The following is a 16,112-nucleotide window of genomic DNA, read 5'->3' as shown; positions in this document are numbered from 1 at the left end:
GGAATGCCACTCGCACGCCTGTTACGTGTACGGCGCTACGGGCAAGCGGGTGACCGCGGGGACGATTGCGCGTGTGCGTCTGCGCGTGCGCCCCCGTGTGGGCGGTGAGCGCCATGAACGCCATCGGACGCCGTCCTGTCCGTACGGCGACGCACAACGGCGAGCGCCCGCCGGGGGGATCGTCTCCCGGCGGGCGCTCGTTTCTGGGTCCGGACGCGGTGCGCGCCTTGTCCTGTTCGCCTCAGTGGCGCGCGGAGCTCGGCTGCCCCGTGTCAGCCGCCTCCGCCTCCGCCGCATCCGCCCCCGCCTCCACCGCCGCCACAGGAGGACCCGCCACCGCAGGACGAGCTGCTCCCACACGAGGAGCTGCTCCCGCAGGACGAACCGCCGCTGTTCGACGAGCTCGAACCACCGCTGTTCGACGAGCTCGTACCGGCGCCGCCCGCCCACCAGCTCTGCGACGAGCGCCGGGTGCGGCTCCGCGACTTGACCGCCTTGTTCTTCCGGTTGGCGGACAACGCGATCGCCATCACGATGCAGAAGGCCGCCAGGATGATGCCGAAGATCGCGAGTCCCATGGCGTCACCCTCCTTTCGTTCCCCCGAAGCGGTCCCCGTTGCCCCCGTGGGCTCGGACCGGTGTTTCCGCTTCTCGCGTGTTCTTGCGTGACGGTCCGATTCCCGGCGGGCCCACGGGCCAAAGCAGAGTTGAGGAACTCCAGAGCTTCGGCGCAGGATGACGCCCATGACCTCCAGCTCCCGCAGCGCCCGCCCCCCGCTCAACCGCCGGCTCGCCGAGTTCGGGACGACGATCTTCGCCGAGATGTCGGCGCTGGCCGTCCGTACCGGGTCGATCAACCTGGGCCAGGGCTTCCCCGACACCGACGGCCCCGAGGAGGTCCGGGAGGCGGCGGTGCGGGCGCTGCGGGACGGGCGCGGCAACCAGTACCCGCCTGGCCCGGGGGTGCCCGAGCTGCGTACCGCCGTCGCCGCGCACCAGCGGCGGCGGTACGGGCTCACGTACGACCCCGACACCGAGGTGCTCGTCACGGCGGGCGCGACCGAGGCCATCGCCGCGGCCCTGCTGGGGCTGCTGGAGCCCGGGGACGAGGTCGTCGCCCTGGAGCCGTACTACGACTCGTACGCGGCCTGCATCGCGATGGCGGGCGGCAGGCGGGTGCCGGTCACCCTTCGGCCGGGCGACGGCTCGTTCCGGCTGGACCTCGACGAACTGCGGGACGCCGTCACCGACCGCACCCGGCTGCTGCTGATCAACACCCCGCACAACCCCACCGGCACCGTCCTCACCCGCGAGGAGCTGTCGGCGATCGCCGAGCTGGCCGTCGAGCGCGATCTGCTGGTCGTGACGGACGAGGTGTACGAACACCTGGTCTTCGACGACGCCGAGCACCTGCCGCTGGCGACCTTCCCGGGGATGCGGGAGCGCACGGTCACCATCGGCAGCGCGGGGAAGTCGTTCTCGTTCACCGGGTGGAAGGTGGGCTGGGTGACGTCGACGCCCGCGCTGGTGTCCGCCGTCCGCTCGGCCAAGCAGTTCCTCACGTATGTCTCGTCCGGGCCGTTCCAGTACGCCGTCGCCGAGGCGCTCGCGCTGCCGGACACCTACTTCGCGGCGTTCCGCGCGGACATGCTGGCCAAGCGGGACCTGCTGGCGGCCGGGCTCGCGGAGGCCGGGTTCGAGGTGTTCCGGACGGCGGGCACCTACTTCATCACCACCGACATCCGGCCCCTCGGCGAGAGCGACGGCTTCGCCTTCTGCCGGGCGCTGCCGGAGCGCGCGGGCGTGGTCGCCATCCCGAACGCCGTCTTCTACGACCACCGCGAGGCGGGTGCGCCCTTCGTGCGGTTCGCCTTCTGCAAGCAGACCGAGGTGCTGCGGGAGGCGGCCAAGCGGCTCAAGGCCGCCTTCTAGCCGCTTCTGGCCGAGCTGGCGGCCCATCGGCCGGGCGAGGGGCCCGTCGCCGGGCGAGGGGCCCTTTGGCCGGACGTGGGGCCCTCTGACGGCGGAATCCGAGGCGCACTGGCGTGTAAAGCTGGCAAATCTGATTTAAGGGACGCATGGTTCCGATGTGACCCACGTCAGCACCCTGCCGGCCCCCGCCCACGAGGGCGGCCGGCGCACTCAGGATCACGTCCGCTCCGCGACGCGACCCCCCACGCCCGTCCTCGCCCTCGGGCTCTTCCTCGCCGCCCGGCTCGCCGGTGTCGCCGCCCTCACCGCGACCGCCTGGGCCTACGGCAAGAACCCGCTGAGGGTGCTCGGACGGTCCTGGGACTCGGACTGGTACCTGGGGATCGCGGCGCACGGCTACGGACGGATCGAGTACTTCCCGCCCAAGATCGCCAGCGACTACGCGTTCTTCCCGCTCTACCCGGGGTTCGTGCGGGTCGTCACCGAGATCACCCCGTTGAGCGGCGGCGCGGCCGGGCTGTTCGTGTCCTGGGTGGCCGCCGGGGCCGCGGCCTGCGGGCTGTACGCGATCGGGCACCGGCTGTACGGCCATGGGGTCGCCACCGCGCTCGTCGTGCTGTGGGGGCTGCTGCCGCACTCCGTACTGCTGTCCCTGGCGTACACCGAGCCCTTGCTCACCGCCTGCGCGGCCTGGTCGCTGTACGCGGTGCTCAGCGGGCGCTGGCTATGGGCAGGCGTGCTGGCCTCGCTCGCGGGCCTGGCACGGCCGAACGGGATCGCGGTGGCGGCGGCGGTGCTCGTGACGGCGGCGTACGAGGTGCTGCGGCGGCACGGGCGGAACGTTCCCCACAGCCTGTGGACGGGCGCCGCGATCGCACCGCTCGGATGGTGCGCGTACGTGCTGTGGGTGGGGCTGCGCATGGGCGATCCGCTCGGCGGGTACTTCGCGGTGCAGCGGCGATGGGGCTCACGCTTCGACTTCGGGGAGGGCGCCCTGCGCTTCGCCCGGCACCTGGTGCTCGACGGCGGACGCTTCGTGTTCCCGATGGCGATGCTGGTCGTGGCGGTGGCGGTCGTGCTCTTCGCGCTGCTGGTGGTGGACCGCGCGCCCCTGGTGCTGGTGGTGTACTGCGGCGTCCTGCTGCTGATCACGATCGGCGGCTCGGGGTACTTCGCCTGCAAGCCGCGCTTCCTGCTGCCGGCCTTCCCGCTGCTGCTGCCTCTGGCTCGGGCACTGGCGCGGACGGCGAGAGCCCGGCCCTGGCACGCGACCGTGGTGGTCGCCGCCCTGGCCGGGCTCTCCTTCGTTTACGGCGCGTTCCTGGTCGTGGTCAACCACACGCCACTGTGACGACTGATCGACGGACCGTTCGCCCGGTTGATCGGCAAACCGTTCGCCCGGTTTCCTCGTCGCCCTGTTCGTCTACGGCCTGTTCGTCTACGGCCTGTTCGTCTGCGGCCTGTTCTTCTTCGTCCTATTCGTCTTCGTCGTCGTTCGGCTTCTCCGCGCCGTCGACCTCCTCCGCGAGGCCGAGCTGCTCCACGAGCCACTTGTCGAACTCGATGGCCGCCCGCACCCAGCTCACGGTCGACGAAACGAAGTGCTCCAGGCTGACGCCGGTGCCGATCAGCAGCTGAGCCTCGCCGATGAGACGGACCGTGCCGTCGTCGTGCGTGTGGCTGTACACCTTGGGCCACAGCGTGCGACGGTTCCAGTCGTCGATCGTCTCCAGCAGCGCCGTCTTCTCATCGATCTGGTGCGGCCGGTCGTAGAACGTCCGTACCGAGAAGACCTGCTGGTCGCCCTCGCCGCGGAACATGAAGTACGTGCGGAACTGCTCCCACGGCGCCGCGAGGTCGCCCTCGTCGTCGACGACGTACTTCAGCTCCATCTGGTCGAGGAGCTGCTTCACGAGGTCCTGATCCGGGACGACGGGGCCCGCCGGTCCTTGGGGCTGCGGCTCGGGCTGGCCCCCGAAGTTCGGAATCGAGGACGGGTCGATGGACATACTTGAAGACTCCTGCGGTCGTCTGGCTCGTCCGGCCAACGCTGAGACCAGACGTACACAACCCACCCTCTCTCTCTTGCCCCCCGACCGGCAACCTCTTCACCCGACGCGCCTCCGCTGTGTGACGGATCAGCCACGTGGGGGCCACATCCCGGCGTCCGGGGCGCCACATCCAGGCGTCCGGGGCGCCGTATCCCAGCGCCCCGGACGGCCGCCCCGGACAGCCGCTCCGCACGGTCGCTCCCGGCTACAGCGTCTTGCCCGTCGCAGGCCCGACGATCAGGCCCGAGCCGAAGGCATCCACCCTGACCGTGTCGCCGTCCTTGACCTCGCCCGCGAGGATCTCCCTGGCGAGCCGGTCACCGATGGCGGTCTGGACGAGACGGCGCAGCGGGCGGGCACCGTACGCCGGGTCGTTGCCCTCGTCCGCGAGCCAGGTCAGAGCCGCCGGTGTGACCTCCAGTGCGAGCCGGCGCTCGGCGAGCCGCGCGGCGAGGCGGTCGATCTGGAGCTCGGCGATGCGTTCCAGCTCCTCCTTGTTCAGCGCCGAGAACACCACGAGGTCGTCCAGACGGTTGAGGAACTCCGGCTTGAAGGAGGACCGCACCACCTCCAGCACCTGCTCCTTCTTCTCCTCCTCGGACGTGAGCGGCTCCACGAGGAACTGGCTGCCCAGGTTCGAGGTGAGGATCAGGATGGTGTTGCGGAAGTCGACGGTCCGGCCCTGACCGTCCGTCAGCCGCCCGTCGTCCAGCACCTGGAGGAGGATGTCGAAGACCTCGGGGTGCGCCTTCTCGACCTCGTCGAGCAGTACGACGGAGTACGGCCGCCTGCGCACGGCCTCGGTCAGCTGGCCGCCCTCCTCGTAGCCGACGTAGCCGGGCGGGGCGCCGACGAGCCGGGCCACGCTGTGCTTCTCGCTGTACTCCGACATGTCGATGCGGACCATGGCCCGCTCGTCGTCGAACAGGAAGTCCGCGAGGGCCTTGGCGAGTTCGGTCTTGCCGACGCCGGTCGGGCCGAGGAACAGGAAGGAGCCGGTGGGGCGGTCGGGGTCGGCGATGCCGGCGCGGGACCGTCGTACGGCGTCGCTCACCGCCCGTACGGCCTCGCTCTGCCCGATGAGGCGCTTGCCGAGCTCGTCCTCCATGCGCAGCAGCTTCTGCGTCTCGCCCTCCAGCAGGCGTCCGGCGGGGATGCCGGTCCAGGAGGCGACGACGTCGGCGATGTCGTCGGAGCCGACCTCGTCCTTCACCATCGTGTCCTTGGCGGCCTCCTCCTCGGCCTCCGAGGCGGCCTCAAGTTCCTTCTCCAGGGCCGGGATCTCGCCGTACAGCAGCTTGGAGGCGGTGTCGAAGTCGCCGTCACGCTGGGCCCTCTCCGCCTGCCCGCGCCGCTCGTCCAGCTTCTCCTTCAGCTCACCGACACGGTTGAGGGACTGCTTCTCCTTGTCCCAGCGCGCGGTGAGCCCCCGCAACTCCTCCTCCTTGTCGGCGAGATCGCGGCGCAGCTTCTCCAGCCGCTCGCGGGAGGCCGCGTCGGTCTCCTTCTCCAGGGCCAGCTCCTCCATCTTCAACCGGTCGACGGCGCGCTGGAGTTCGTCGATCTCGACCGGTGAGGAGTCGATCTCCATACGGAGCCGGGAGGCCGACTCGTCGACGAGGTCGATGGCCTTGTCGGGCAGGAACCGGGAGGTGATGTACCGGTCGGAGAGGGTGGCGGCGGCGACCAGCGCGCTGTCCGCGATCTGCACCTTGTGGTGGGCCTCGTACCGTCCCTTGAGTCCGCGCAGGATGGCGATGGTGTCCTCGACGGTGGGCTCGGCGACCAGCACCTGCTGGAACCGCCGCTCCAGCGCCGGGTCCTTCTCGATCCGCTCGCGGTACTCGTCGAGGGTCGTGGCGCCCACCATGCGCAGCTCACCGCGGGCGAGCATGGGCTTGAGCATGTTGCCGGCGTCCATCGCGGAGTCACCGCCGGCACCGGCCCCCACGACGGTGTGCAGTTCGTCGATGAAGGTGATGATCTGCCCGTCGGAGTCCTTGATCTCGGCGAGGACGGTCTTCAGCCGCTCCTCGAACTCACCCCGGTACTTGGCACCGGCGACCATCGCGCCCAGGTCGAGCGCGACGAGCCGCTTGTTCCTGAGGGACTCGGGCACGTCGCCCTTCACGATGCGCTGCGCGAGCCCTTCGACAACGGCGGTCTTGCCTACGCCGGGCTCACCGATGAGCACGGGGTTGTTCTTCGTCCTCCGGCTGAGCACCTGCACGACCCGCCGGATCTCCTGGTCGCGCCCGATGACGGGATCGAGCTTCCCGTCCCGCGCGGCGGCGGTGAGGTCGGTCCCGAACTTCTCCAGGGCCTTGTACTGCCCCTCGGGATCCGCGGTGGTCACCCGGCGCCCTCCCCTCGACTTCTGGAAGGCGTCCTGCAACTTCCTGGCGTCCGCTCCCTGCTGCGCGAGGACCTCGCCCGCCTGGCCGCCCTTGGCCGCGATGCCGATGAGCAGGTGCTCGGTCGACAGGTAGTCGTCCCCGAGTTCCTTGGCCCGCGCCTGCGCGTCGGCGATCACCGCGAGGAACTCGCGGTTCGGCTGGGGCGGCGCGACGCTGGACCCGGTCACGCTGGGCAGACCGGCGAGGACCTTCTCCGCACCGGCCCGCACAGAGGCCTGGTCGGCGTCGACGGCGGCCAGCAGGTCGATGATGTTCTCGTTGTCCTGCCCCTGGAGCAGAGCGAGAAGCAGGTGGGCGGGGGTGAGGTCCGGGTGCCCCTCGGACACGGCCCGGTTACTGGCCGTGTTGATCGCGTCCCGGCTCCTGTTGGTCAGCTCGGCGTCCACGTTCGCTGTCTCCTCCTCGCGTCAGTCAGCCGTCGGCCCGCTGTCAGCCTTCATCCACACTGACTTGAGCAACGTACACAAAGTTGAGTCTATTCCACTCAAGGCGATAGGCGGGAGGCTTCGGACCACTAGGTTTCCCAACCATGACCACGCCTCACTTGGACCCGACGCCTCCGGGCGACCCGGACGCGCCGTACCTCGCCTTCTGGCGGGAGCGCCACCTGTGCACCCTGACGACACTCCGTCCGGACGGCAGCCCGCACGTGGTGCCCGTCGGCGTTACATACGATGCCGAGGCGCGACTGGCTCGGGTGATCACGTTCGCGGACAGCGCGAAGGTACGGCACACCAGGGCGGCGGGGCCGGACGGGGCCCGGGTCGCGGTGTGCCAGGTGGACGGGGGCCGCTGGGCGACGCTGGAGGGACGGGCCTTCGTCCGCACGGACCCGGAACGGGTCGCGGACGCGGAGCGGCGCTACGCCGAGCGGTACCAGCGGGTGCCGTCGCCGAATCCGTCCCGCGTGGTGATCGAGATCGAGGTGACGCGGACGCTGGGGCGGGCCTGAGGGCTTATCCGGCTGGTTCTCTACCCCTCTGGTTCCCCCTCTGGTTCCCGCTCAGGTTCCCCCTCTGGTTCCCGCTCAGGTTCCCCCTCTGGTTCACCTATGGTTCCCCCTCAGGTTCACCCTCAGGTTTTCCCGTCGGCGCCGGCCGCCCCGCGGAGTACACGATTCCGGCCACTGTCGGCATCGGCGGATACCCGGAGATTTCGCCGTAAACCTGCAGCGGCGTCACCGTGTTCAGGTCACGGTGACGCCGCTGCTGGGGGGAAGCGCCTGAGCGATTTACAACGACGGGGGAATCGCGTCAGGCACTGCGGGGGGTGGCTTGGATGGTTGCAGGGGCCGGAGCCTCCGGTTCGGTGAGCTCATGGTCACGCTGGTCGAGGTTGACGAAGATCATTCCGTACCGGATGGCACACCGTACGGGCTGCGGCGCGCCGCGCGGGCGCCGCAGGCACCGGTACGCCCGTACGTCCTCGTCCTCATCGCGGGTGACCACGACCGGCTCACCGAACACGGTCACCATCAACGAGTCACCGCTGTGGGGGATGGCGGTGGCCAGGTCGATGAAGTGCCAGCCGGAGCGATAGATCGTGGCCATTTCTCGGCGGAAGGAGCGGTCGTCGGGCGGTATGGTCATGCGTCCGCGTCCTTCGGCGCTCCGATGGTCCATCCACTGTCCTCGGCGCCCTGGGCCTGAATCACCGTCCAGCCGCTGTCCGGAGGAGTGCCGGCCCAGCCGCTGTCAGCCTCAATGCTGGTCCAGCCGCTGTCGTCGCCGTCCGATGGGGTTGCCCTTTCAGAACCCCCCACGGCAAGACCGGAGCCCCCCAGGGTGCCGAAGGCCGCAGCGATGGAGAAGACTGCGGCAAGCACTGAGCCAAGTATTCTCACGCGCATCGTCGGCTTCGTCCTCACTTGATGGAATCTTCTCCCCCGTCCCACAAGACGATGGCTTATTCAGGCACGTCAATGCCACCGGGGCGATGCATCATGTTCCTGCATGTTCAGGACCCTGGGGGGTGGAGATTTGCCTAGAAACAACTCAGAACCGACACATCCCCATGCCGTCACCGAGTTGTGTGACGCGGGAACCCGTCTTTACGCCCATGCTCTGCGTTCCGGGCGCATCAACCGAGCCGAAGTGGAGCAGGCGGCCCCGTGCCTCCTGGAGTTCGCGCTGCTGCACCCGGATCCCGACGACGCGAACTGGTTGCGCCCGGTTCCGCCGTCGATCGCGCTCGCCCAGCGTTTGCATCCTCTGGAACGCGAGATACAAGACCGAAGGCGTCAGAGCATAGAACTGACCGATGCCTTCGATCCGTTCATCGCGCTCAGCACACAGAGCCAGGCCAGCATCCACGCGATCACCGTGCTGGAGGGTTTCGACCGGATCAACGCGGCACTCAACTCCGCCACGGCCGAGTGCCACACCGAGATGCTCACCGTCCAGCCCGGCGGCGGTCGCCCCGCGGACGCCCTCATGCAGGCGCTGGAGCGCGACAGACCCCTCACCGACCGTGGGGTCAGCATCCGCACGCTGTACCAGCACACCGCCCGCCACAGTCAGGGAACACTCGCCTATGTGGACCTGATGTCCAGCGGCAAGGTACAGGTCCGCACCCTTGAGGAACTCATCGAGCGACTGATCATCTTCGACCGAACCGTGGCCTTCATCCCCGCCAGCGACGACCGGCGGGTGGCCCTGGAGCTGCGTCACCCGGGCCTCGTGGTCTACCTGAGGAAGGTCTTCGAACAACTCTGGCAACGCGCGACCCCTCTCACCGAGGAGCCTCCGTACGAAGTCAGCGGGGACGGTATCAGCGGCGTACAGCTCTCGATAGCCAAGCTCCTCATCGAGGGCCACGTCGACGAGGCCATAGCCCGCCGCCTCGGCATGAACGTCCGCACCTGCCGAGCCCACATAGCCAAGCTGGCCACGGCGCTGGGCAGCGGCAGCCGAGCCCAACTCGGCTATCTCATAGCCCAGTCGGGGATCCTGGAGCAGGATCATTGACCCTCCAGGGAGGGGAACCCACGCGTGATGAAGGCGCACGAGGCACACAGCGCGGAGGAAATGTGTCAAGCCGGGACGGAACTGTACGCTCGCGCCCTGCGCGAAGGGCGGGTTCGCCGTGAGGACACCGCCGGCATCCCGTGCCTGATCGACTTCGGGTTGCTGCACCCCAACATCGAGGACATGCACTGGCTGGAACCCGTGGCCCCGGCCGTCGCCCTCCACCGGCTCCTACGCAACGTCGAGGACCACATCGCCGACGAACGCCGTCGCGAGGTCCGCCTGGCCGAGGCTTTCGAACCGCTGATGCGGATCGACGGCCGCCATACGGCCCCCGCCCAGGCATCGTCCATCACCGTCCTCAGTGGCAAGCCCCGAATCAACTCGGCCATCTCCGAGGCCATGACCGATGCGACGCTCGAACTTCTCACCATCCAGCCGAACATCGGCCGCAGCTCCGCGGACGAGGCCACGGCGCTGGAACGGGACAGGGCCCTGCTGGACCGCGGCGCCCGGATCCGCACCCTCTATCCCCACACCATGCGCCACTCGATGTCCATCATCGCCCGCTACGAGGAACTGACCGGCGACATCGAAGTTCGCACCCTCGACGAAGTGACCAGTCGCCTGATCGTCATCGACCGCACGGTCGCCTTCATCCCCGCCGCCAGGGACCGCACACTCGCCCTCGAAGTGCGCCAACCCGCCTTGATCGACTACTTCTTTGTCACATTCGACCGTCTCTGGCGCCTGGCCACCCCCATGTACCCCGAGGCCGTCCAACCACCCACGCTCAACGGCATCACTCCCCGCCAACGAGCCATCGCCGCCCTCCTCATCGAGGGCCACACCGACACCGCCATCGCCGAACGCCTCGGCATGAACGTCCGCACCGCCCGCGTCCACATCGCCAAACTCGCCACCACCCTCGGCAGCGAGAGCCGCGCCCAACTCGGCTACCTCATCGGCCAGTCGGGGATTCTGAAACAGGAGTCGTAGAGACGGCCGGGAGCAGCTCCCCATCGGTGCCGGAGCGCGGCGGGCCGTCCAGACCCGCCTGAGCGATCCGTACCCCCAGCTGCGTACGGCTGGCCGCGCCGAGCGTGTCCGAGAGGCGCGCGATATGGGCCCGGCAGGTGCGGACGCTGATCCCCAGCCGCTCGGCGATCACCGCGTCCTGGTGGCCCTCCGCCAGCAGGGCGGCGATGGACCGTTCCCGGTGTGTGATGCCCTCGATGCCGGTCGAGGGAAGGGGAGCCGTCAGGGGGACCGCGAGGCGCCACAACCGTTCGAAGACCGTGACCAGGTACTCGACCAGCGCGGGATGGCGGATCTCCAGGGCCATCGTGCGGTCCGCGTTCGCGGGGATGAAGGCGACCACGCGGTCGAAGACGATGAGGCGTTCCACGACCTCGTCCAGCGTGCGGGCCTCCGCCGCGTCGCCCATCAGCTCCATGTAGTTGTGCAGGCCCTGCCCGTGGCGCGCCACGTGCGTGTAGAGGTCGCGCATACGGACGCCCCGGCGGCGCATCTCCAGTCCCCGGTGCAGCCCTTCGTGGAGTTCGTCCTCACGGCGGATACCGCCCGGCTGGACCGCGAGCACCTCCTTCGTGCATGCCTCGGTCGCCTCGTCCATGGCGGCGCGGATGCGCTGGAGCCCGTCCAGGACACGGATCGCCGTGCTCTCGGCGGGCGGCTGCACCCGGCCGCCGTCGAGGCCCGCGTACCAGCCGACGGCCGCGACCGCCGTCCCCACCCGGGCCTGGCTCGCGCTGACCTCCTCGTCGACGGACCGCAGGAGCCGGGTCATCACCTCCAGCGGGGACGTGGGCACCAGCTGGCCCATGTCGTCGGGGTCGGGGTGCAGCAGGGCGAGTTCGACCAGGCAGGGCACGGCCTCGGCCTCATCGCGCGGCACACGGCCCTGGCGTACGGCCCGGGAGTACACGCGGTCCCCCGCCTCGCACAGCCGGTCGGCACCGTGCGGATGCTCGTTCGTGTCGTGCCCGGCCATGGCTCCAGTCACCCCCGTTCCGCCTTGTTCGCAGCGCAACTATGCGCGGCGGCCACGTGCTCCGCAACACGGCTGGGTTAGGGGTATGGCCGGTGTATGGCCGGTGGATCTCGTCCGGAGAGCTGGAGACGGCGGGCTTCTACGGGTTCGTTGTGGCTTGTCGCGCAGTGCGCCGCGCCGCTTGCGGAGTGCTCCGTGAACTGGCTGAAATCAGCCGGAGATCAACGCTCACGGGCGCCCGGCCGGCGTCCTACTTCAGCAGCCCGATCTCCTGGCAGGCCGCCCTGTAGTCGGACGTACAGATCTGCTTGAGCGTGTGGATGCCGTCCGCGACGACGGTGTCCTTGATGTTGTCCTTGGTCAGCGCGACCACGGAGACCAGTTGAGCGGGGACGTTCTCGGTGGTCGGGGAGTCGACTCTTTCGCGAGTGAGGGCGTCGAACTCGATCATGCGGCCCTGGACCTTGGCGACGGCCATCTCGGCGGCGGCGTTCGCCTCCTGCGGGTACGACTTGTACACGCTCATGTACTGGTCGCCGGAGACGATCCGCTGCACCGCGGCCAGCTCGGCGTCCTGGCCGGTGACGGGCGGGACCGGGGAGACGCCGGCGGTCTTCAGCACGTCGATGACGGCGCCCGCGATGCCGTCGTTGGCCGCGTAGACACCGGCGATGTTGTCGAGGCCGACTGCCTTGACCGCCTTCTCCATGTTGGCCTTGGCGTACTTCGGGTCCCAGTCCTTGGTGTCGTACTCCTTGGCGATCTCCGTCCCGTCCTGGAGTTCGGACAGAGCTGCGTCCTTGAACTGCGCGGCGTTCGGGTCGGTGGTCGCGCCGTTCATCATGATGATCTTTTTCGCGGCGGAGGTGCCCAGCTTCTCGACGAGGGCGCGGCCCTGCACCTGGCCCACGAGCTCGTTGTCGAACGAGATGTACGCGTCGATGGGCCCCTGGGCCAGCCGGTCGTACGCGATGACGGGGATCCCCGCGTCCTTGGCCTTCTTGACGCCGCTCGCGATGCCCTTGGCGTCGACGGCGTCCACGACCAGGATGTCCACCTTGTCCGCCACCATCCGGTCGAGCTGACGGCTCTGCGTCTCGGCCTTCCCTCCGGCGTTGGCGTACGCGACCGACCCCTTGCCGCCCGTGAGCTCCGCGACCTTCTTCTCGAAGATGGGGTGGTCGAACTGCTCGTAACGCGCGTTCTCCTTCTCCGGCAGGAGCAGCCCCACGGTGATGTCGTCGCCCTTCGTAGGGCTCACCCTGCTCTCGTCACCGATGCCGTCCACCACACCGCAGGAGGCGAGGGAGAGAGCCGTGGCGGACGCGGCCGCGGCGACGGTCGTGCGACCGCGGGCGACAGGACGTCTTCGAGTACGGGTGTTACGGGTGATCACATCAGGTGCCTTCCGGGATAGGACGCGCCATTGCGCCCGATACGACGGAAAGCCAACGCGGTGTTCACCCCAGCGTCAAGGAGCAGCTACCTAACGAGATGACAACAGCGTCCCGTGTGCGCGGTATGAGGAGAGGTATGAAAGAGAGGTAGAGAGATGTGCCGGGAGAGTAGAGCACGGGAGACCGACTTTCACCCGGGTCAGGCCTCCAACCACTCCCGCAGCAGCGCCTCCCGCTCCTCCCGCCCGAGCGTGCCCTCGACGACGTGCGTGCGCCCCCACTCCAGCAGCGCCGACACGTCCGCGATGCCTGTCACGAACCGCTGGAGCAGCGTGACCGACAACTCGTACTCGGACTCGGTGTACCCGCGGGGCGCGGCACCGTACGCGTCAAGCTCGGTGGTCCCGTCTCCGGTCTCGACGTGGACCTCGAAGACGGGCGGAGGGTCACCGATGCCGCCGAACACCAGGCCCGCCACGTCCAACGCCGTGTCCACCGCGTTGCTCAGCGCCTTCCACCCCGAGGCCTTGCGACGCACGGGCGCGAAGTGCACACCGACGGACCGCAGATCCGCCCATGCCCAGCAGCCCTCCTGATCGGCACCGAGCGCCTCCACACCGTCGGCCGTCAGCCGCACGCCCGGCCCGTACCCGGCGGGCTCGGCCCCGACGTACACGGACTTCTCCGTGATCCAGAACAGTCCGACCATGGCCATGGGTGCCTCCGGGGGGGGTGCGGCGTACGCGTAACGCCTGTGGAGACACGTTTCGGAGCCGGACGGTTCGGCCCGGCCGCCACTTCGCGTTACTTCTCGGCCCTGGCGGGTCCGGTGATCGCCTCGGTGATGGCGAACCCCTTGGCCGGGCCTTCGGGGATGATGACGTCGGTGCCGTAGGGGACGCGATGCAGGCCCACCCAGTCGGCATCCTCGGTGCGGGGCTCGGTCAGGACGGTCACAGTGCCGCCGGCATGGTAATCATCGATGATCACGTAGACGGGGATGCCTGCTCGGGCGTACTCACGGAGCTTCCTGATTCGGTCGCGCTCTTGGTTCCGTTTACCGGGCGAGACGACCTCGAAGACCACGTGCACGGCTGCCGCATTGACGCCCAGTCCGTCTTCGTCTGCATGCGGCTCCAAGTCCTCGGGGGCGACGATGACGTCCGGGATCCATCCCCTGCGCTGGTGGATGACGTTCATGCCCTGATACGACGCGTACTGCCCCTCCCCCAGAAACCGCAGCAGCGCATTACGCAGCCGGTTCACGACCCGGGCATGCGCCAAACGGCCAATGGGTGACACCTCGATGGCGCCCTCGATGATCTCGGCGCGGTAGCCCTCGGGGAGTTCAATGGCCTTCCACACCTCCCACACGACTTCGTCCAGTTGGGAAATGGACCAGGCGGACTCGGGACTCTCGTGCATAAGGGCGGTCATGCGCCGTTACGGTAGGCGGCCACATGGGCTCACCTGCGGAAACGTCGCTGTTTCACTCGAACTGGTGAGCCCGAGCTCGAACCACACCCCCTTCGCGTACCGCCCCGCCCTCTCCCCCACGACGCCCCACCCGTCCGCCATCTCCGCGACGAGGGCGAGCCCACGGCTCCAGCAGGCGGGCACCGCGGCGACGGGATGGGCCAGAACCGGCGGGTCGGGGCTCTCATCGAAAACGCTCACGTGGATGCGGGCGGTGGTGAGACGGACGCGGAGCATGGTGGTGCCCTTGGTGTGCAGGTGGACGTTCGTGACGAGTTCCGAGGTGCACAGGGCGGCGGGCATGACGAAGGGCTCCCGGTCGTGGGTGAAGAGGACGGCGCGTACGAAGTCCCGGCATACGCGGGGTGCGGTGGCGTCGCCGGGGGCGAAGAGGCTGTATTCGTGGGTGAGTTGGGCGGTGCGGTGGGCGGCGCGGCGGGCTGGGTCCATGGGGGCTCCTGTCGGTGGACGAGGGTGAGGGGTCACTGCCCGGCGATGGCGACGCCCGTGCGGGTGCGGGTGCTCTGTCGGCTTATGAGCAGGGGGAGTTGGATGGTTTCAATGCGTGACTGAATCCACACTCACAGTAGAGATAGAGGTTTACAATTTTCAAGCTGGTCACTCGGATCGGTGGACGAACTCCCCCGATCCGGAGAGACTTTGGGCGACCGGACGAGGAGTGACCTGTGGGACTGCGCACCACGATCAGCGAACGCCAGCGGCGACTTGGCTACGAGCTCAAACAACTGCGCGAACGAGCAGGATTGAGCGCGGGTGAAGCTGCTGAGCGGATCGGAATGGGCCGGGCCCAGCTGAGTCAGATCGAGACCGCGAAGACCACGATCCTCACCGAACGACTCCGCGAGCTGTGTCGCCTCTACGGATGCAAAGATGAGACGTATGTCGAGGCGCTAGTCGCCATGAGCGAGGCGACCGGCAAGGGATGGTGGACGGTCCACAAGGGGCCCATGGAGCAAGGACCGTTGAGCATGGCGGAGTTGGAGGCGGGCGCCGCGGTGCTGCGGATGCACCAATCACTGCTCATCCCGGGCCTGTTTCAGACAGCCGACTACGCCCGAGCTCTTTTCACAAGCCCGAAGCTGGGCTTCGAGAACATCGAGGACACGCTGAAGTTCCGGATGGAGAGGCAGAGCGTCCTGACCCGCGAGAACCCTCCGTCCGTGCATGCCGTGATCCACGAATCCGCACTGCACATGCGGTTCGGGGGGACCCAAGTGCTCCGCGGTCAGTTGCTCCGACTCATCGAACTGGCGCGACTACCCAACGTGACGATCCAGGTCTACTCGTTCGCCTCTCGGGCCCACGCGGCCCTCACCGGCAACTTCGTGCATGTCATTCCCAGCGTTCCCGAGCTTGGCACCGTGGTGCTCGAACAACCCTCGGGTTTCCAGTACTTGGGCGACCGCGACAGCCTGACCCAGTACGGGGCGCTGTTCGAGAGCCTCGCCGAGTACGCCCTCGCCCCCGTCGACGTATCGTTGGCCCCGGAAGCACACTCCGTGAAGGACTCGCTGGCCCTCATCCAGCATCTGCTCTACACCCTTTGAGGAGGCCCTGATGCCTGAACTCATATGGCAGAAATCGACGTTCAGCGGCGGCCCGCAGGGCGAGTGCGTATACGTCGCCACCGGCCCCGACGGAACCATCCACCTCCGCGAGAGCGACACCCCCCACACCATCCTGGCCACCGCCCCGCAGGGCCTCGCCGCGCTCCTGCGCCACGTGAAGGACCGGACGGCCAAGCGCCGCTTCCAAGGGGCCTGAACGCCGGAGCAGCACGGCCCCGACCCGACCACTGACCCGCAAGAGTGCAACACTTTCCGCAGACGTGTCGCACT

The 16,112-nt window shown here is 68.6% G+C and carries 17 protein-coding genes; 7 read left to right on the top strand and 10 right to left on the bottom strand.

Going from position 1 to position 16,112, the window contains the following annotated elements:
- Window positions 1-272 precede the first annotated feature (272 nt).
- Entirely contained in the window at window positions 273-578 is a 306-nt protein-coding gene (locus E0500_RS10550; protein WP_131563190.1) for a hypothetical protein, read from the bottom strand.
- A gap of 166 nt (window positions 579-744) precedes the next feature.
- On the opposite strand from E0500_RS10550, the gene E0500_RS10545 reads away from it, so the two are divergent.
- Window positions 745-1,932, top strand: a complete 1,188-nt coding sequence (locus tag E0500_RS10545) for a pyridoxal phosphate-dependent aminotransferase (protein ID WP_131563191.1) — start codon at window positions 745-747, stop codon at window positions 1,930-1,932.
- Window positions 1,933-2,089: 157 nt separating this feature from the next.
- On the top strand, window positions 2,090-3,283 hold the full coding sequence (locus E0500_RS10540) for a mannosyltransferase family protein (protein WP_181586944.1): 1,194 nt from the start codon (window positions 2,090-2,092) through the stop codon (window positions 3,281-3,283).
- Between the two features lie 124 nt (window positions 3,284-3,407).
- On the opposite strand, the gene E0500_RS10535 is transcribed toward E0500_RS10540, so the two are convergent.
- Window positions 3,408-3,941 carry a YbjN domain-containing protein gene (locus E0500_RS10535; protein WP_131563192.1) on the bottom strand — a complete coding sequence of 178 codons (534 nt, stop codon included), beginning with the start codon at window positions 3,939-3,941 and terminating at the stop codon, window positions 3,408-3,410.
- A gap of 247 nt (window positions 3,942-4,188) precedes the next feature.
- Window positions 4,189-6,786 carry an ATP-dependent chaperone ClpB gene (gene clpB, locus E0500_RS10530; RefSeq protein ID WP_131563194.1) on the bottom strand — a complete coding sequence of 866 codons (2,598 nt, stop codon included), beginning with the start codon at window positions 6,784-6,786 and terminating at the stop codon, window positions 4,189-4,191.
- 143 nt (window positions 6,787-6,929) lie between these two features.
- On the opposite strand from clpB, the gene E0500_RS10525 reads away from it, so the two are divergent.
- The gene (locus E0500_RS10525; RefSeq protein ID WP_131563196.1) at window positions 6,930-7,352 is read left to right on the top strand and encodes a pyridoxamine 5'-phosphate oxidase family protein; all 423 of its coding nucleotides are present in this window, start codon (window positions 6,930-6,932) and stop codon (window positions 7,350-7,352) included.
- A gap of 301 nt (window positions 7,353-7,653) precedes the next feature.
- Here the strand turns inward: E0500_RS10525 and E0500_RS10520 are convergent, their stop codons facing one another.
- Together E0500_RS10520 and E0500_RS10515 are read right to left on the bottom strand one after the other, a co-directional pair.
- Window positions 7,654-7,989: a hypothetical protein gene (locus E0500_RS10520; RefSeq protein WP_131563197.1), complete on the bottom strand. Its 336-nt coding sequence runs from the start codon at window positions 7,987-7,989 to the stop codon at window positions 7,654-7,656.
- Window positions 7,986-8,225: a hypothetical protein gene (locus E0500_RS10515; RefSeq protein WP_309505018.1), complete on the bottom strand. Its 240-nt coding sequence runs from the start codon at window positions 8,223-8,225 to the stop codon at window positions 7,986-7,988. The genes E0500_RS10520 and E0500_RS10515 overlap by 4 nt, the downstream gene beginning before the upstream one ends.
- Window positions 8,226-8,352: 127 nt before the next feature.
- Here E0500_RS10515 and E0500_RS10510 point away from each other — a divergent pair, with 127 nt between their 5' ends.
- Both E0500_RS10510 and E0500_RS10505 read left to right on the top strand, forming a co-directional pair.
- The gene (locus E0500_RS10510) at window positions 8,353-9,366 is read left to right on the top strand and encodes a helix-turn-helix transcriptional regulator (RefSeq protein ID WP_131563198.1); all 1,014 of its coding nucleotides are present in this window, start codon (window positions 8,353-8,355) and stop codon (window positions 9,364-9,366) included.
- A 27-nt stretch (window positions 9,367-9,393) separates the two neighbouring features.
- Window positions 9,394-10,365 (top strand): helix-turn-helix transcriptional regulator, encoded by a 972-nt coding sequence (locus E0500_RS10505; protein WP_131563208.1) that lies wholly within the window; start codon window positions 9,394-9,396, stop codon window positions 10,363-10,365.
- Here the strand turns inward: E0500_RS10505 and E0500_RS10500 are convergent.
- From E0500_RS10500 to E0500_RS10480, 5 genes are all read right to left on the bottom strand, one after another.
- Window positions 10,328-11,380, bottom strand: a complete 1,053-nt coding sequence (locus tag E0500_RS10500; protein WP_165934978.1) for a LuxR C-terminal-related transcriptional regulator — start codon at window positions 11,378-11,380, stop codon at window positions 10,328-10,330. The genes E0500_RS10505 and E0500_RS10500 overlap by 38 nt on opposite strands.
- 250 nt (window positions 11,381-11,630) lie before the next feature.
- Window positions 11,631-12,776 carry a substrate-binding domain-containing protein gene (locus E0500_RS10495; RefSeq protein WP_309505017.1) on the bottom strand — a complete coding sequence of 382 codons (1,146 nt, stop codon included), beginning with the start codon at window positions 12,774-12,776 and terminating at the stop codon, window positions 11,631-11,633.
- A gap of 200 nt (window positions 12,777-12,976) precedes the next feature.
- Window positions 12,977-13,492 carry a hypothetical protein gene (locus E0500_RS10490; RefSeq protein ID WP_131563201.1) on the bottom strand — a complete coding sequence of 172 codons (516 nt, stop codon included), beginning with the start codon at window positions 13,490-13,492 and terminating at the stop codon, window positions 12,977-12,979.
- A gap of 89 nt (window positions 13,493-13,581) precedes the next feature.
- Window positions 13,582-14,214 (bottom strand): Uma2 family endonuclease, encoded by a 633-nt coding sequence (locus E0500_RS10485; protein ID WP_131563202.1) that lies wholly within the window; start codon window positions 14,212-14,214, stop codon window positions 13,582-13,584.
- Window positions 14,215-14,220: 6 nt separating this feature from the next.
- Window positions 14,221-14,703: an ATP-binding protein gene (locus tag E0500_RS10480; protein WP_181586943.1), complete on the bottom strand. Its 483-nt coding sequence runs from the start codon at window positions 14,701-14,703 to the stop codon at window positions 14,221-14,223.
- 236 nt (window positions 14,704-14,939) lie between these two features.
- On the opposite strand from E0500_RS10480, the gene E0500_RS10475 reads away from it, so the two are divergent.
- Together E0500_RS10475 and E0500_RS10470 are read left to right on the top strand one after the other, a co-directional pair.
- Window positions 14,940-15,821 (top strand): helix-turn-helix transcriptional regulator, encoded by an 882-nt coding sequence (locus E0500_RS10475; protein ID WP_131571999.1) that lies wholly within the window; start codon window positions 14,940-14,942, stop codon window positions 15,819-15,821.
- Window positions 15,822-15,831: 10 nt separating this feature from the next.
- Window positions 15,832-16,038 carry a DUF397 domain-containing protein gene (locus E0500_RS10470; protein WP_131571998.1) on the top strand — a complete coding sequence of 69 codons (207 nt, stop codon included), beginning with the start codon at window positions 15,832-15,834 and terminating at the stop codon, window positions 16,036-16,038.
- Window positions 16,039-16,112: the final 74 nt, after the last annotated feature.

The sequence above is a fragment of the Streptomyces sp. KM273126 genome (genome assembly GCF_004337435.2).
In the GTDB taxonomy this organism is placed as follows: domain Bacteria; phylum Actinomycetota; class Actinomycetes; order Streptomycetales; family Streptomycetaceae; genus Streptomyces; species Streptomyces acidicola.
Note: the sequence above shows the minus strand (reverse complement) of the source record. Positions and strands in the feature narration are given on the sequence as shown.

What these genes read in the sequence shown, in the direction of transcription:
- E0500_RS10550 (WP_131563190.1), bottom strand. Translation starts at nt 578, where the DNA reads ATGGGACTCGCGATCTTCGGCATCATCCTGGCGGCCTTCTGCATCGTG.
- E0500_RS10545 (WP_131563191.1), top strand. Translation starts at nt 745, where the DNA reads ATGACCTCCAGCTCCCGCAGCGCCCGCCCCCCGCTCAACCGCCGGCTC.
- E0500_RS10535 (WP_131563192.1), bottom strand. Translation starts at nt 3,941, where the DNA reads ATGTCCATCGACCCGTCCTCGATTCCGAACTTCGGGGGCCAGCCCGAG.
- E0500_RS10525 (WP_131563196.1), top strand. Translation starts at nt 6,930, where the DNA reads ATGACCACGCCTCACTTGGACCCGACGCCTCCGGGCGACCCGGACGCG.
- E0500_RS10520 (WP_131563197.1), bottom strand. Translation starts at nt 7,989, where the DNA reads ATGACCATACCGCCCGACGACCGCTCCTTCCGCCGAGAAATGGCCACG.
- E0500_RS10510 (WP_131563198.1), top strand. Translation starts at nt 8,353, where the DNA reads ATGTTCAGGACCCTGGGGGGTGGAGATTTGCCTAGAAACAACTCAGAA.
- E0500_RS10505 (WP_131563208.1), top strand. Translation starts at nt 9,394, where the DNA reads ATGAAGGCGCACGAGGCACACAGCGCGGAGGAAATGTGTCAAGCCGGG.
- E0500_RS10500 (WP_165934978.1), bottom strand. Translation starts at nt 11,380, where the DNA reads ATGGCCGGGCACGACACGAACGAGCATCCGCACGGTGCCGACCGGCTG.
- E0500_RS10490 (WP_131563201.1), bottom strand. Translation starts at nt 13,492, where the DNA reads ATGGCCATGGTCGGACTGTTCTGGATCACGGAGAAGTCCGTGTACGTC.
- E0500_RS10485 (WP_131563202.1), bottom strand. Translation starts at nt 14,214, where the DNA reads ATGACCGCCCTTATGCACGAGAGTCCCGAGTCCGCCTGGTCCATTTCC.
- E0500_RS10480 (WP_181586943.1), bottom strand. Translation starts at nt 14,703, where the DNA reads ATGGACCCAGCCCGCCGCGCCGCCCACCGCACCGCCCAACTCACCCAC.
- E0500_RS10470 (WP_131571998.1), top strand. Translation starts at nt 15,832, where the DNA reads ATGCCTGAACTCATATGGCAGAAATCGACGTTCAGCGGCGGCCCGCAG.